Here is a 15,759-nt window from a genome sequence, read left to right on the forward strand (position 1 = left end):
CAGGGCCCGGTGTGGCTCAGCCGGTGACCGGGTCCAGCATGCGGCTCCGCTCACCGCTCCAGGAGATCGCCAGAGCGTCGCGCGCCCGCGTACAGGCAACGAAGAGAAGACAGTGCTCAGCCAGAAGATCCGAACGGTGCTGCACGGCGTCCTCGTCGGCCGGCGTCACCTGTGGAGCGAACGGCAGCACGTTGGACGTCACGCCGACCACGGCCACACAGCGGAACTCCAGCCCCTTCATGGCGTGCATCGTCGCCACGCGCACGCCCGACACCGTCGGCCCCGGGTCATCCTTGACCGCGACCGCGGGAATGCCCTCCCGGCGCAGGCGGGCGATGACCGCGTCGACCAGTGTGTTGAACCGGGCGCACACCGCCACTTCGGACGGCTTCACACCGTCCTGGTCGACCCACGTGCGGACCTGCTCCACCAGTGCGCGCAGTTCATCGTCCTGGTTGCCATGGCCGCGAGCCACCGGAACGCGGCCGTGCAGCTCGGAACGGTAGCCCCGCAGCGAGTCCTGGCCGCCGTCGTCCTCGTCGTCCTCACCGAGTCGGCCCACCGGCTGCCCGTCCAGGAGGGACGCGGACCAGCGCAGAATCTCCTCCGTGCTGCGGTAGTTGAGGCGCAGCCGGGACGTGCGTCCGCGCACGTTGACGCCCAGGGACCGCAGCGAGACCCGGGAGTCGTAGATGCGCTGATGGGGATCACCGACGAGGAACAAGTCGTCGGCCTGCTCGGCCACGCAGGCACGCAGCACCCGCCACTGGGCCGGATGCAGGTCTTGTGCCTCGTCCACCACGACGTGGCGGTAGTGCGGCCCCTGCTCGGCCAGAATCCGGGCGGCCTGGTCGCACACCATGGTGTACGTCGCGGAGTCGCGCGAGGCCAGATCCCCCGTGAACCGTTCCATGACCCGCCACAGCCGGGCCCGTTGCACCCGCCCCACCTGTGTGCCGCGCCCTCTGCGTACACATCTCAGGTACTCCTCAGGCGTCCGCAGTCCCTGAGCCAGCACGACGTTGCGGAACTCCTGGGACAGGAAGCGCTCCGACCAGGGAAGGTCCTCGCGCGCGGAGGCACGGGTCCACGCGCTCTTCTCCGCTGCCGCCGACAGGGGTTTCGGCGAGCTGCCCCTGGTCTCCCGGATAACCCGGGCGGCCAGCGAATCCACTGTCGTGACGTCGACACGGTCGAGCAGATGCGCGTCGGCATCGCCGAGCAGGAGGGCCAGGCTGTCCCGCAGGGCGCCCGCCATGGCGTTGGTGAACGTGGTGAGCAGGATCCGGTTGCCCTCGCGTCCGGTGCGCAGCAGGTGCCGTACCCGGTGCAGGGCGACGACCGTCTTGCCGGTGCCGGGGCCGCCCGTCACCTGAGCCGGTCCGTTGAAGCCCGGGTGGTAGGCGTGCCGGCGCTGGGCGGGGTGCAGGAAGACGCGCCAGCGAACGAAGTCCTCTGTGAGGATCCGCTCCAGCTCACCGGGGCCGGTGACTTCCACGATGCGGTTGGGCGTGTTGAGGATCGCCTCGCTGAGCGTGACGGCCGGGCGATTCTCCGCCGTGCGCACCGTCTGCCCGCGCGGGGCGATCACCTGCTCCCAGACGTCCTGGGGCGAGTAGTCGGCCGCCAGGTACTCCAGTACCTCGTACTGATCGGCAGGCATCATGGGGGGCGCCATCACCGTCAGATCGTCGGCCGTGACGCACACGCGCGCCAGCCGCAGGACCTGCTCGTCGATGCCGAGGTCACGCAGCACGGTGTCGGAGTGGTGCGCGAAGAGCCGGGCCGGGGTCTGGACCGCCTTCGTCTCGAAGTAGGTCTCCATCTGCTCGAGTGCCTCGACATTGCGGACCTCCAGGCCCCCGGTGGCGCCGTTGACCGAATAGGCACGCTTGCAGGCCCAGTTGATCGCCTCGTCGTGGGGGGCCACCCTGAGGAGAGTGAACAACTCGCCGCCGTCGTCCGGGGCGAGGAGAACGCCCCGGTAGAACCTGGTGACCCGGATCGTACGGATCCGGGGGTCGCGCGCCCCCGCGAGCTTCTCCAGATGCATTCCCTTGCTGGCATGGAGCTGGGGCACCGTCAGGCTCCGGAACATCTGGATCGCGTCGTTGACCTCCTTCTGGACAGGTCTCTGGAGGGAGATCAGATCCGCGACGAAGTCGTCGGAGAGGGCGAGGCGGGGCATGGGAGTCCTCGGGTCGCGGGCGGGCGGTGGGCGCGCGGTGGGCAGACACCAGCCTAGAGACTGACGCGATGCCGAGCGACGGACCCCCCGTATTCGTTGTGTGAACTGAGTCAACGAGTCTATATTTCTCGTGCTGCCACTCCACCGGTGCACATCCGTGCTCCGACGGCCCTGTCCGAAAGGACCCACCGCATGCCGGCCCAGCCTGACCAGGCCGCTGTTCCGCACCCGCTCGACGAAGTTCCCCAGACGTTCCGTGCCGGGGACTCCTACGCGGTGCGGGACGCACTCGTGCACTACGTCCGCAGGGATCTGCTGGGCCCCTGGGACGGTGAGACGGAAACGCTGCCGAGCGCCTCCTCCGGTCCCCGTGACCGGTACCTGGTCGGCATGCTCGGTCCGCGTCCCCAGGCCGTCACCGCGGACCGGATCGCCCGTGCGGCCGCCCAAGGCGCGGACGGGGAGTCGGGTGACGAGCAGGAAGGTGACGACAGCGACCTGCAGGACCGGTTGAGTCCCCAGGCCGCCGGACACATCTGGGCATCCTCCATGGGGCTGTCCTTCACTGCTCCGGCCTCCGTCGGCACGCTCAGCGCCACCGTCCGCTGGGGTCGCTACAGCCAGTCGGACGAGGCCACCGAGCGGGGGACGACGCGCCGGGTCTGGTCACGTGAGCCGGTCGAGCGTCTGGTGGACATCGACGTGACCGACGGGGCCGACCGCACCGTTCAGCTCGACGGCGACACCGTCGTCCTCGACGTGCAGGTACGCCGGCACACCGGCCGCACGGGCGCCGAGGACCTGCGCATAGTCGAGCTGGCCCTGGTGAACCGGCAGCCGGACAGCGCGGACGCACGCGACGCACACTGGCTCTTCCAGACCGAGATCGATGTCACCGCTTTTCCCGACGGTCAGGCGGCCGTCTTCCTGCCGGTCGACGACCCCCTCGACCCGGCGAGCCACGACAACGCTCCCGAGGACGCCGAGGAGCGGCGACTGCGCCTGCTCTACCGGGACAGCCTCAGCCACGCCAAGGGCCGCAACGTCGCCGTTCACGCGCACGTCCGCGACGGAGAGCGCAACGCGCACCGCCTGACCACCGTCTGGCTTCCCGAGTACGACGTCAGGGCGACCACCGCGCCGGCACTCGAGGAGCAGGACCTCCTCCAGGGGCTGGAGCTGGGCATGGACGAGCTGGCGGCACTCGCCGTGCCCGGCCGCCGGGCCGAACTCAGCGCCGCTCTCGCCCCGATGGCCGACGGGTACGGCACGTGGCTGGAGCAGCAGCGCCGCAGTGCCGCCTCACTCCCCGAGGATCTGCGAGAAGCGGCCGAGACCGCGATCGAGCAGGCGCTCGAGGTCTGCGACCGCATCACCCTCGGCATCGACCGGCTCGTGGCCGACGAGACGGCCCTGCTGGCCTTCCGGTTCGCCAACCGGGCGATGGCCCTGCAGCGCCGCAACACGGCCATCGCGGCCGCCCGCACCGGCCGCGAGAACGACTCCCGGTCCTACCGGGAGGCCTACGACGAGGTACACGGCAAGGGCAAAGCGGCGGCCAGCTGGCGTCCGTTCCAGCTCGCCTTCGTCCTGCTGAACATCGACTCCCTCACCCAGCCCGGACACCCGCACCGCGGTACCGGCCGTGAAGCCCTCGTCGATCTGTTGTTCTTCCCGACCGGTGGTGGCAAGACCGAGGCATATCTCGGCCTCGCCGCCTACACCTTCGCCCTGAGGCGCCTCCAGGGCACCATGGGCTCGGGTACGGAAGCCCGGAGCGGTGAGGCGGGCGTGGGTGTGCTCATGCGCTACACCCTGCGGCTGCTGACCGCCCAGCAGTTCCAGCGCGCCGCCGCCCTGGTGAGTGCCTGCGAAGTCCTGCGCCGCGAGGAGTTGGCGCGGGACCGGCGGTGGGGACCCACCCCGTTCCGGATCGGGCTCTGGGTGGGCACCTCCGTCTCCCCGAACTGGTTCGACGAGGCCAAGGAACAGATCGCCGAAGCCAAGGAGAACGCCAGCGACAAGCACGCGCGGGTCCTGCAAGTCCTCACCTGCCCCTGGTGCGGCAGCGGGCTGACCGCCCGCTCGAACATGGAGTACGACGAAGGGCGTCGCAGAGTCCTGCTCTACTGTCCTCGCGGCGAGGGGGAGGACCGCTGCCCCTTCTCCCGTCGCGAAGCGCTCGGCGAGGGCATTCCCGTGCTCACCGTCGATGAGGAGATCTACCGGCTGGCGCCCTCGCTGCTGATCGCCACGGTCGACAAGTTCGCCCAGCTTCCGTGGAACGGCTACTCCGGCCTGCTGTTCGGCAGGGTCACCGAGCTGTGCCCCCGCCACGGCTACCGCCACGACGACCTGGACACCAAGACCGGCTGCGGTGGCCGCCACAACGCCAGGGGTGACCTGCCCGGCGTCACCGCCCAGCCCGTCACCCGCCTGCGACCTCCGGACCTGATCATCCAGGACGAGTTGCATCTGATCTCCGGAGCCCTGGGCACCACCGTGGGCCTCTTCGAGGCGGCTGTCGACCAGTTGTGCACGTGGAGCTTCACCGACGTTCACGGAGGACGTCACGAAGTCGGCCCCAAGATCGTCGCCTCAACCGCGACCACCAAGCGGGCCGCCGACCAGGTACGCGGTGTATTCGGCCGCAAGGTCGCCGTCTTCCCGCCCCAGGTGCTGGACGTCGGCGACACGTTCTTCTCCCGGCAGGTGGAACTGAGCCGGGAGAATCCCGGCCGCCGCTACCTCGGCGTATGTGCGCACGGCACCCGCCTCAAGGCCGCCGAGATCCGCGTCGCGGAGATCCTGCTGCTCGCGGCGCAGCAGCTCCTCGACGACTACGGCAGGCCGGCGGACCCGTACATGACCCTCGTCGGCTACTTCAACGCGACCCGCGAGCTCGCCGGCATGCGGCGGTACATGGACGACGACATCACCACCCGTGTGCGATCCAACGGCAGCCGCAAGGGCCAGGACACGCTGTCGGACCGCATCGTCAGCAGAGCGGGGATGCTCAGCATCCAGGAACTGACCTCCCGCATCTCCTCCTCGGACATCGGGGCGGCCCTGAAGCGGCTGGAGATCGAGTTCGACCCCGAGCGGGACACCTCGGTGCGCAGGCGGGCCTTCCTGCGCGAGTACGCCGCCGCCATGAAGGACAAGCGCGAACCCCGCGCGTCCATGGCACCGACCGTGCGACAGGCCGTCGACGTCGTACTCGCCACCTCCATGCTGCAGGTCGGTGTCGACGTCTCCCGCTTCGGCCTGATGCTTGTCGTGGGTCAGCCGAAAAACACCGCTGAGTACATCCAGGCGTCCTCGCGGGTCGGCCGCGACCCCGCTCGTCCGGGCCTGGTGGTGACCCTCTACAACTGGTCGCGCCCCCGCGACCTCGCCCACTACGAGGACTTCGAGCACTATCACGCGACGTTCTACCGCCAGGTGGAGGCCCTGTCCGTCACCCCGTACACGCGCCGCGCGCTCGACCGCGGTGTCGCCGCCACCTATGTCGCCGCGCTGCGCCACGCGGCCTACGACTCCTCCCGCAACCTCGACGCCCACCACGTCGACCTCGACGGACCGCTCGCCCAGGACGTCGAACGGCGGCTCCTCGAACGTGCCGAAAGGGTGGGAGGCGACCGGCCCCGCCAGTACCTGAGCGAACGTCTGGACCGGCTCAAGGACGAATGGCGCCGCAAACGCGACGAGAGCAGTTCGGCCCTCGCCTACCGCAAGGAGAAGCACAAGACGACCGTCGTGAACGGCCTGCTGCGGCGGGCGGACGGATCCCGGTGGACCGAGCTGACCGTTGGTATGTCGATGCGCGAGACGGAGAACGAGATCAATCTGCTCCTCCCCGGCGGCGGCGCCTTCCTGGAAGAACCCTCGGGCGACGGTCCCGACTGGACGTTCGGCGCCCCCGCGACCGACTCCGACAACGACCCGGACACGGCGAGCACCGTGGACAGCGACGAGTACGGCCCCGTCACGGCCGGCACGGTCAGGAAGGCACAGCGATGAGCAGCCACGGCAGCAACCGCAGGGTCGGCGCCGTACGGCCCAGCCACCTCATGTTCACCGCCGGAGTCGGCGCCCTCGTCGACCTGCCCAACTTCTCCGTCCTGATCCGAGGAATCGACTCCTGGAGTCACTCCGGTGTCACCGACTACGACATCGACGAACCCCGGCTGCGCGCCGCCGTCAACCGGTCGCTCCAGCGCTATGGACGCGGCCAGGTCGAGCAGTTGCGTGCTGCTCCCTGGCTGGAGGGCGCCGACACGGACCCGAAGGGCTGGGCGGCGCAAGGGGTCGGAGTGCCCGTCACGCCGTTCCCCCAGTGGCTGCGCTGCACCGCGTGCAATGTGCTGGCCGCGATCGACTCGGGCGAGTTCGCCTTCGTCAACGCCAACCCACGGACACCGCACGAGGCGAAATTCGTCCACGACTGCAAGCAGGGCAAGCCGCTGGCCGTGGCGGCCCGTTTCACCCTCGTGTGCACCTCCGGCCATCTGGACGAGTTCCCGTACACCGCGTACGTGCACCGTGGGCAGGCCTGCGGCAAGACACCGCGCCCGAAGCTGCGCATGAAGGACCATGGCGGCAACCAGGCCGCCAACGTCACCATCGAATGCGTCGCCTGCGGCGTGAAGCGCAACATCCGGGAAGCCATGGGCGAACGAGGCCGGCGCAACCTGCCCCGGTGTCGTGGACGGCATCCGCATCTCGGCACCTACGAGACGAACGGCTGTGACCAGGAGTCGGTCCTGATGGTGGCGGGGGCGTCCAACCAGTGGTTCCCGCTCACCCTCAGCGCCTTGGCACTGCCCAAGGCGCAGGGCGGAGACATCGGCAAGCTCCTGGACGACCACTGGCCCGACCTCGAACTGATCGAGGACCGAGGGCAGTTCGACTTCATGGCACGCATGCCCAAGTTCACCTTCCTCAAGGAGTTCGACGCCGACGCAGTGGTGGGGGCGATTACGGCCCGGAAGCAGGGAATCACCGGGCCGGTCCCCTCCGCCCCCGACGTCCAGGCCGACCTCTTCGGACCCGAATGGGACGCGCTCTCCGGTCCCGTTCCCACCCCCAGCGACGATTTCGCACTCCGGCAGATGCCCGTGCCGGCCAGTCTGAGCGAGTTCTTCGCCGACATCAGGCAGGTCGAGCGGTTGCGTGAGGCACGAGCGCTGATCGGGTTCAGCCGGCTCGACGCGCCTGACCCCGAATCACCGGAGATCGCCACGCGCGTCGAGCTGTCCCGCGGGATCCGGAACTGGGTGCCGGCCAGTGAGGTGCGTGGCGAGGGCGTCTTCCTGCGTGTGCGGGACGGCCTGATGGCCGAGTGGACCGCTCGTATGGAGAAGTCACCGCAGATGGAGGCGCACAGACAGGCGTACGCGCGGTTCCGCGCCAACCGGAAGTCGGACCGCAAGACCAGTGACTTCGATCCCTACTACGGCTGGCTCGGAGCGCGGTACATCGCTCTGCACACCCTCTCCCACCTGCTGATCCGCACCATCGCCCTGGAGTGCGGCTACAACTCCGCCTCGCTCGCCGAGCGGATCTACGCGGGGGACGACCAGAATCCGAGGACGGGCATCCTCATCTACACCGCCGTCCCGGACTCCGAGGGCACCTTGGGAGGTCTGGTGTCCCTGGCCGAGGAGCGGGAGTTCGACCGGATCGTGCGTCGGGCTCTGACCGACGCACGCCACTGCTCGGCAGACCCGCTCTGCGCCGAGCGCCTGCCGCAGGACCCTGCCGACTTCCTTCACGGGGCCGCATGTCATGTCTGCCTGTTCGTGTCGGAAACTACGTGCGAACGCGGAAACCGGTTCCTGGACCGTCGGTTCCTCGTTCCGCTGACCGGGGACCAGGATCCGGTGCTGACCCCGGTCGGTCTGTTGCCGTGAGCCGACCCGCCTTCGAGGGTGCTGCCGAGACCGCCGTCGCGGCTCTCGGCCTCTCACGCAGCAAGGACCTCGCCGGCCTGCTCGCCCAGGGACGCACCAGGGAACGGATACTGACCGAACTGGCGACACCTGGAGTCAGCGAGGCTGTCGCAGCGCTGCACGACGCCATGGAGTCGGAGTCGGTGCCTGCCTCCGAGGCGGCTGCCTATGTGCGCGGCTATGTCGCCGCCCGGCGGCAGGCCAGGGACACGGTCCGGGTCCGCACCGTGTGGAGCGGCCCTTCGACACCGGCCGTACCGGTGCGTGCCACAGCCCAGGTGCTGGTCGAGGTCATCAATGAGGCGCAGCACGAACTGCTGGCAATGACCTACGCGGCTCGTCCATTTCCCGCCCTGACGAAGGCCCTGACAGAGGCTGCGGGCAGGGGTGTCCAGACGCACATCGTGGTCGAAACCCTGGCCGGCGCAGGCGGCCTGCTCGCGGGGAGGGAACCGGCCGAAGCGTTCGCGTCCGTGCCCGGCCTGCTGCTGTGGGCCTGGGCACGGGACCCGGCCGAACGGGGCCGCTCACGCCAGCACGCCAAGCTGGCGGTCGCCGACCGTCACACTCTCTTGCTCGGCAGCGCCAACCTGACCGAGTCCGCTGCTCGGCGCAACATCGAGGCGGGTGTGCTGGTGACCGGCGGTGAAGCACCACGGCGCGCGGCAGAGCACATCGTCGAACTGCAGCGTCTCGGCATACTCAGGCTTTTCCCGCCACATCACGCTCCCGGCTGACCACGGAACCGTGCTCGCGGTCTGATCGGGCGGGGGCCCAGAGTCTGTGTAAGTGGGGCCGGTGATTGTGAGCATGGGTCGGCGCCGGGGAAGACACCATGGACGCTGACCAGCTGGCCTTACGGATCACTACCCTTGGCTCCTTCCGGCCCGCAGATCGGAGTCCGCCACAACGTGAACATTCGTCAGCAAAGTCAGCAACGGGTCAGTGTGAGTCCTGGAACACCTGGGGACAGCTGACCGGAGATGCGAATCGTTGTAGGCTCCGAATATCGCCCTTGACCTGCGGAAAGCGGGCAGGGAGCCGACAAACCGGGAGCTTCTTCATGCTGCGCACCATGTTCAAGTCCAAGATCCACCGGGCCACCGTCACCCAGGCCGACCTGCACTACGTCGGGTCCGTCACCGTCGACGCCGAGCTGATGGAAGCCGCTGATCTGCTGCCGGGCGAGCTGGTCCACATCGTCGACATCGACAACGGCGCCCGGCTGGAGACCTATGTCATCGAGGGTGAACGGGGCTCCGGCGTCATCGGTATCAACGGTGCCGCGGCCCACCTCGTGCACCCCGGCGACCTGGTGATCCTCATCAGCTACGCGCAGGTCGACGATTCCGAGGCCCGGACGCTGGTGCCCAGGGTCGTCCACGTCGACGCGGACAACCGCATCGTCGAGCTCGGCTCCGACCCGTCGCGGCCGGTGCCCGGCAGCGACACGGAGAGCAGCCCGCACGCCGTCCCGGCGGTCGTGGCCAAGGCTTGAACCGGTCAGGCTTGAACCGGGCATGAACCGCCGGGCCTGAACTGTTGTCGTTGAGATGTGAACTACCGTTCGGCGTATCCGACCGAGGAGACAGCCATGGCAGAGCGCGAGATCCGCGACCACCGGGACAAGGGGCGGCTCGAGGCGTACGAGGACGGCGTGTTCGCCGGACACATCGCCTACTTCACGATGGAGGGTGAGCCCCCGGCGCTCGTCGCGGTGCACACCGTCGTGGAACCCGAGTACGAGGGCAAGGGCGTCGCCGGCTCGCTCGTGGGTGGGTTCTACGCGATGGCCGCACGTGAGGGCGTTCCGGTCGTGCCGCTCTGCCAGTACGCGGCCAAGTGGGCGCTGCGCCATCCCGAGGAGGCGCCCGTGCCCCCCGCCGAACTGGTGGAAGAGGCCGTACGACAGCTGAAGAGCCACCCGGATCTGTGACGCCCTCGTCGGAAGGCGCCTCGGCCGTGCTCGCGCTGCTGCACACGTCCCCCGTCCATGTCCCCGTCTTCGACGCACTGCGGGACCGGGACCACCCAGGTCTCGGACTGCGGCATGTGGTGGACGAGGAGCTGTTGGTCCGGGCGGTCGCCGAGGGCCCGCGGGCGGTCGCGGGTGCGGTCGAGGCCGCGCTCGCAAAGGCGGTCGCGCAGGGGGCGCACGCCGTCCTGTGCACCTGCTCCACCGTCGGCACGGTGGCGGAGGAGTGCGCCGGGGCCGTCGGTGTCCCGGTGCTGCGGGTGGACCGGCCGATGGCCGCGGCCGCCGCCGCCCACAGCAGCGTCGCCGTCCTCGCGGCGCTCGCGAGCACCGTGGAACCGACGGTCGCGCTCATCCGCCAGGAGGCGGGCGAGCGCACACCGCGGGTTCGCGCCCATGTGGTGGAGGGCGCCTGGGAGCTCTTCGAGGCCGGTGACCAGGACGGCTATCTCGATGCCGTGGCCGCCGCCGTCGACGGGGTACGCGACGCGGAGGTGATCGTCCTGGCCCAGGCCTCCATGGCCGGCGCCGCGGCCCGCGCGGGGACGGCCGTCCCCGTGCTCGCCAGCCCCGGTCCGGGCCTCGCGGCCGCTGCCGCCGCCGTACACGGATGACTGGACCCGTCGAGCGTGGGCACCCGCGTCGGGAGAGCCTGGAGCCGTACGGTCCCAACGATCCCCGGGAGCCCGCCATGACGCATCCGAACCCGAGCCCGAGCCCGAACCCGAACCCGAACCCGAGCCCCGATCCCGTGCCTCCCGTGCCCACCCCGCCGCCCGGGCCGGGACCGGGCCCCGCACCCGGCCCCGTGCCCCCTCCGCAGCCGCCTCCTGGTCCCGCACCGGACCCGATCCCCAAGCCGCCGGGACCGGACCCGGTTCCCGAACCGGAACCGGGGCCCGGCCCCCTGGAGTGATCCGCCCTGGCCCTGGCTCAGCCGGCGGGGACCTCCGACCGGTCGCCGCCCCACAGCGTGTGGAACGACCCGTCGCGGTCGGTCCGCCGGTAGGTGTGCGCGCCGAAGAAGTCACGCTGAGCCTGGGTCAGCGCCGCGGGGAGCCGCCGTGCGCGCAGCGCGTCGTAGTACGCCAGCGCGGCCGAGAAGCCGGGCGTAGGGACGCCCTGCCGCGCGGCGGTCGCCACCACGTCACGCCAGTCGTCCTGCGCCGCGCCGATCTCCGCGGCGAACTGCTTGTCGGACAGCAGGCTCGGCAGCTCGGGCTGTGAGTCGTACGCCGCGCGGATCCGGTCCAGGAACGCGGCCCGGATGATGCACCCCGCCCGCCAGATCGACGCCACCGCGCCCAGGTCGACACCCCAGTCGTAGGTGTCGCTGCCGGCCTGGATCTGGTGGAAGCCCTGTGTGTACGACACGATCTTCGACGCGTACAGGGCCTGCTCGACCCGCTCGGCGAACCGCGCAGCCTCCTCGCCCTCGAGCGGCTGCGGCACCGGACCCGGAAGGTCGCGCGAGGCCTCGCGCAGATCCGCGTGACCGGAGAGCGAGCGGGCGAACACCGCCTCCGCGATACCGGAGACCGGAACCCCCAGATCCAGCGCGATCTGTACCGTCCAGCGGCCGGTGCCCTTCTGCTCGGCCTGGTCGGCGACGACATCGACGAACGGCTTCCCGGTCGCGGCGTCCGTATGTGCCAGTACCTCGGCCGTGATCTCGATCAGGTACGAGTCGAGCCTGCCCGTGTTCCAGCCGCGGAACGTCTCTGCGATCTGCGCCGGGGAGTATCCGGCGACCGAGCGCAGCAGGTGGTACGCCTCCGCGATCAGCTGCATGTCCGCGTACTCGATGCCGTTGTGCACCATCTTCACGAAGTGGCCCGCGCCGTCGGGGCCGATGTGCGTCACGCACGGCGTGCCGTCAGGGGCCTTCGCCGCGATCCTCTCCAGCATGGGGCCGAGCGAGGCGTACGACTCCCTCGAACCGCCCGGCATGATGCTGGGTCCGTGCAGTGCGCCCTCCTCGCCGCCCGAGACGCCCACGCCCACGAAGTGGATTCCGCGCTCGCGCAGTTCGCGCTCGCGGCGCCGGGTGTCGGCGAAGTGCGCGTTGCCGCCGTCGATGATGACGTCGCCGGGCTCGAGAAGGGGCGCGAACTCCTGGATGACGGCGTCCGTCGGATCGCCGGCCTTGACCATGATCATCAGGCGGCGCGGCCGTTCCAGGGCGGCGACGAACTCCTCGGCGCTCTCGGCCGGGACGAAGGTGCCTTCGTCGCCGAACTCCTCGATCAGCTCGCGCATCCTGGCGGCTGTCCGGTTGTGCACGGCGACCGTGAAGCCGTTGCGTGCGAAGTTCCGGGCGAGATTGCGGCCCATCACCGCAAGCCCGGTGACGCCGATCTGGGCGTTACCACTCATACGTGTGCTCCTGGAATCCGTCGAGGCCGTCGGAAGTGCCCCTCCCGTGGCCAGTATGTATACGTGTGGGGGCAGAGCGGTGTTCATGGAGGCCGGGGTCGCCCGGCCGGCGCAGGAACGCAGGATTCCGCGAACGGCCGTGCATCACATGCGATGTGGCGCCCCGTCCGCGCCCCTTGTCACATCCTGTCGGGAGCGCTTAGCTTTGGCCGCTGCTGACGCGTTCACACGCTGCTGAAGCGTTCAAGGGGGACTCATGGCCGCTCGCGGGAAGCACCGCCGCTACCAGCCGAGCCGTATCAACCGGGCTTCGCTCTCCGTCACCGCGGGCGGCGCCGGAATGGCCCTGCCGTTGATCGCGGCGGGTACGGCAGGGGCCGCGCCCGTTGATGTCTGGGACAAGGTCGCGGCCTGCGAGTCCACGAACAACTGGCAGATCAACACCGGCAACGGCTATTTCGGCGGGCTGCAGTTCAGCCAGTCGACCTGGGAGGCGTACGGAGGCAGGGCCTACGCCCCGCGTGCCGATCTCGCCACCAAGGACCAGCAGATCGCCGTCGCCGAGAAGGTGCTCGAGGGACAGGGCCCCCGGGCCTGGCCGGCCTGTTCCTTACGCGCCGGGCTCACCCGCGGCGCGGACGCGCCCGCCGTCGAGCCGGACCGGCAGCGCGCGGTGAAGGCCGCCAAGGCCACGCCCGCACGGGCCCCGCAGCAGCAGGCGACGCCGACCACCGTTCCCACCCAGCGTGAGATGTACACGGTCGCGCGCGGCGACTCGCTCTCCGGGATCGCGCGGATCCAGCAGGTCAGGGGCGGCTGGCAGGCCCTTTACGAAGCCAACCGCACCGTCGTCGGCGACGATCCCGACCTCATCCTCCCTGGCCAGCGGCTGCGCATCCAGGTCACGGCGACGCACCCGTCGAGCCCCGCGCAGCCGAAGAGCCCCGGGAAGCGCCGGCCGCCCACGGCCGAGCAGGACAGCTCCCGTCCCGCCGCATCGCAGCAGCGCCTGTCGAAGCCCGCTCCGCACAAGCCACAGGAGCAGCACAAGCGCAAGCAGCAGCCGAAGGACCGCGGCGACCGGGAGGAGCGCCAGACCACCCGCACGGGCTTCACCGCGCCCGTGGACGCGAGCCCCGGTACTCCGTACCGCAGGGCCGGTGCAGCCTGGTCGAGCGGCTACCACACGGGCGTGGACTTCCCGGTGCCCACCGGGACCTCGGTGAAGGCGGTCGCCCCGGGCCGCGTCGTCTCGGCCGGCTGGGCGGGCGCGTACGGCTACGAGATCGTCATCCGCCACTCCGACGGCAGGTACAGCCAGTACGCGCACCTCTCGGCACTCAATGTGCGCGCCGGTCAGCAGGTCAACGGCGGCCAGCGGATCGCCCGTTCAGGGTCCACCGGCAACAGCTCCGGACCGCACCTCCACTTCGAGGTGCGCACGGGGCCGGGGTACGGCTCCGACGTCGATCCGCTCGCCTACCTGCGGGCGCGCGGCGTCACGGTCTGAGACGGCGCCGGCTCCTGCTCCGTACCGGCGCTCCGCGCTGAGCAGGACCAGGCCCGCGGCGGTCACCGCCGCGCACACCAGGGCCAGGACCACCCCGGTCGCGCCGTACCGGAACCGCTCGCCGAAGAGCGCGATCCCGACCGCCGCCGCGACGACCGGATTCACCACGGTGACCGTGGCCAGCGGGGCGGCCAGGCCCGCGCCGCGGTACGACGCCTGCGACAGGAGCAGCCCGGTGGCAGCCAGACCGGCTGTCACCAGCACGCTCGGCAGCAGAGGGGCCACGGTGACATCCCGGAGGTTCCCCAGGTCCTCCGCGACGATCTTGGTGAACACCGAGGCGACCCCGAACGCGGCCCCCGCGCCACCCGCCAGGACCACACCGCGCATCACCGGCCGTCGCACCGCGTGGGCCGCGAGGAACAGCACGGCGACAGCCCCGAACGCAGCCGTGGTGAGCACCAGCCGCCCCTCGCGTCCCGGCACATGGGAGTCCGTGGACCCGGTCAGCGCCAGCAGCCCGGCGAGTCCCGCCGTCGCCAGGAGCGCACCCCGCCAGGCGGACGCCCCGCCGCTGCGCCCGGACATCGCCGCCATGGGCAGGGCGAACACGATCGTCAGCGCGCCGAGCGGCTGCACCAGGCTCAGCGGCCCGTACGCCAGCGCTCCCACGTGCAGCAGCCCGCCGGCGCCGGTCAGCGCGGCGGCGAGCCACCACCGGACGCTGCGCAGCAGGGCGTACGGACCGCGGGGCTCGGCCGCGGCCACGCGCTCCTGCACGATCGCAGCGGCCGCGTAGGCGACCGCCGAGACCAGTGCCAGCAGCACGGAGAGTGCGAGGGACCTCATGGGTTACACGATCTCCCTCGCGGACCACCTCCGTCGTCGTCCTTGAGCAGGCCATGGGCCGTACTGCCGACGGAGTACGCGATTACGGGAATAGGCCCGGGGACGTCGTCCCCCGGGCGGACCGGCAGGACCCGGGTGTGCTTCGATGAGGCCGGGAGCGCGAGCGGATCGGGGCGGCGGGTGGAGCTGGAGCAGCTGGAATCCGTGGGCGGATTCTTCGCCGTCCGTACCGGCGAACCCGGCACCGGACACGTTCCGCTCGCCCGCCTGTACGCGGGGGACCTCGCGCCGCTGACCGCCCGCGTGGACCGGGTCGGGGCCCGGCTCGGCACCCCCGAGCGCAGGGTCGCCGCCTCCGTCGCCCACCTGGGGCTCACCGCACGGCTCTGGTCCACGGCGCTGGGGCCTGCCGCACTGTACGGCGAGTTCCCCGACCCGGCGGCCGGGGACCTGCACTGGGCCCCTGACCTCACCACGCCCGACGACCTGCGCTGGACACGCGCACAGCCCCTGCCGGGCACCGTCGACACCATCCGCGAGGCCGTCCAGTACGGCCATCTCGAACCGCTGTCACTGGCGCTGCGCAGCGACGTCGGAGTCTCGCCCAGGCTGCTGTGGGGCAACGCCGGATCCGCCCTCGCCGGAGCCTCGCGCGAACTGAACCGCTGGGCACGCACTCATGGCCGCCCCGACGTGGCAGGGCGCGCCGCCGAGCTCACCGCCGGGCTGCTGGACCATCCCGATCTGGCCGGCACCGTGAGCGGCCCGGAACTGCGCAGGACCAGCTGCTGCCTCTACTACCGCACCCCCGGCGGCGGGCTGTGCGGCGACTGTGTCTTCGACCGGCCGCCCGGACGCCGGACGCCGCAGCGGTCTTCCGCGCGGCGCGGATCTGAGTGACCATCAA

11 protein-coding genes are annotated in these 15,759 nt (G+C 70.7%); 8 read left to right on the forward strand and 3 right to left on the reverse strand.

Annotation, left to right across the window (positions count from 1 at the left end; translation table 11 throughout):
* Positions 1 to 16 precede the first annotated feature (16 nt).
* Positions 17 to 2,188: a UvrD-helicase domain-containing protein gene (locus tag ACFU5O_RS07545; RefSeq protein ID WP_384237542.1), complete on the reverse strand. Its 2,172-nt coding sequence runs from the start codon at positions 2,186 to 2,188 to the stop codon at positions 17 to 19.
* A gap of 192 nt (positions 2,189 to 2,380) precedes the next feature.
* On the opposite strand from ACFU5O_RS07545, the gene drmA reads away from it, so the two are divergent.
* The 6 genes from drmA (at position 2,381) to ACFU5O_RS07575 (ending at position 10,731) form a co-directional block, all read left to right on the forward strand.
* Positions 2,381 to 6,211, forward strand: a complete 3,831-nt coding sequence (drmA, locus tag ACFU5O_RS07550; RefSeq protein ID WP_384237545.1) for a DISARM system helicase DrmA — start codon at positions 2,381 to 2,383, stop codon at positions 6,209 to 6,211.
* Positions 6,208 to 8,103: a DrmB family protein gene (gene drmB, locus ACFU5O_RS07555; protein WP_384237548.1), complete on the forward strand. Its 1,896-nt coding sequence runs from the start codon at positions 6,208 to 6,210 to the stop codon at positions 8,101 to 8,103. The genes drmA and drmB overlap by 4 nt, the downstream gene beginning before the upstream one ends.
* On the forward strand, positions 8,100 to 8,879 hold the full coding sequence (gene drmC / locus ACFU5O_RS07560) for a DISARM system phospholipase D-like protein DrmC (protein ID WP_384237549.1): 780 nt from the start codon (positions 8,100 to 8,102) through the stop codon (positions 8,877 to 8,879). The genes drmB and drmC overlap by 4 nt, the downstream gene beginning before the upstream one ends.
* A gap of 326 nt (positions 8,880 to 9,205) precedes the next feature.
* Complete coding sequence (panD, locus tag ACFU5O_RS07565) at positions 9,206 to 9,640, forward strand: aspartate 1-decarboxylase (RefSeq protein WP_384237551.1); 435 nt, start codon at positions 9,206 to 9,208, stop codon at positions 9,638 to 9,640.
* A 96-nt stretch (positions 9,641 to 9,736) separates the two neighbouring features.
* Positions 9,737 to 10,078 carry a GNAT family N-acetyltransferase gene (locus ACFU5O_RS07570; protein ID WP_384237553.1) on the forward strand — a complete coding sequence of 114 codons (342 nt, stop codon included), beginning with the start codon at positions 9,737 to 9,739 and terminating at the stop codon, positions 10,076 to 10,078.
* Between the two features lie 26 nt (positions 10,079 to 10,104).
* Positions 10,105 to 10,731 carry an aspartate/glutamate racemase family protein gene (locus ACFU5O_RS07575; protein WP_384237802.1) on the forward strand — a complete coding sequence of 209 codons (627 nt, stop codon included), beginning with the start codon at positions 10,105 to 10,107 and terminating at the stop codon, positions 10,729 to 10,731.
* Positions 10,732 to 11,050: 319 nt separating this feature from the next.
* On the opposite strand, the gene gndA is transcribed toward ACFU5O_RS07575, so the two are convergent.
* Complete coding sequence (gene gndA, locus ACFU5O_RS07580) at positions 11,051 to 12,493, reverse strand: NADP-dependent phosphogluconate dehydrogenase (protein WP_384237554.1); 1,443 nt, start codon at positions 12,491 to 12,493, stop codon at positions 11,051 to 11,053.
* Positions 12,494 to 12,749: 256 nt separating this feature from the next.
* On the opposite strand from gndA, the gene ACFU5O_RS07585 reads away from it, so the two are divergent.
* On the forward strand, positions 12,750 to 14,003 hold the full coding sequence (locus tag ACFU5O_RS07585; RefSeq protein ID WP_384237556.1) for a transglycosylase family protein: 1,254 nt from the start codon (positions 12,750 to 12,752) through the stop codon (positions 14,001 to 14,003).
* Here ACFU5O_RS07585 and ACFU5O_RS07590 read toward each other — a convergent pair.
* Positions 13,884 to 14,852, reverse strand: a complete 969-nt coding sequence (locus ACFU5O_RS07590) for a DMT family transporter (RefSeq protein ID WP_384237559.1) — start codon at positions 14,850 to 14,852, stop codon at positions 13,884 to 13,886. The genes ACFU5O_RS07585 and ACFU5O_RS07590 overlap by 120 nt on opposite strands.
* Before the next feature lie 180 nt (positions 14,853 to 15,032).
* On the opposite strand from ACFU5O_RS07590, the gene ACFU5O_RS07595 reads away from it, so the two are divergent.
* Positions 15,033 to 15,752: a (2Fe-2S)-binding protein gene (locus tag ACFU5O_RS07595; RefSeq protein ID WP_384237804.1), complete on the forward strand. Its 720-nt coding sequence runs from the start codon at positions 15,033 to 15,035 to the stop codon at positions 15,750 to 15,752.
* The last annotated feature ends 7 nt before the right edge of the window (positions 15,753 to 15,759 follow it).

The sequence above is a fragment of the Streptomyces sp. NPDC057445 genome (genome assembly GCF_042802855.1).
In the GTDB taxonomy this organism is placed as follows: Bacteria; Actinomycetota; Actinomycetes; order Streptomycetales; family Streptomycetaceae; genus Streptomyces.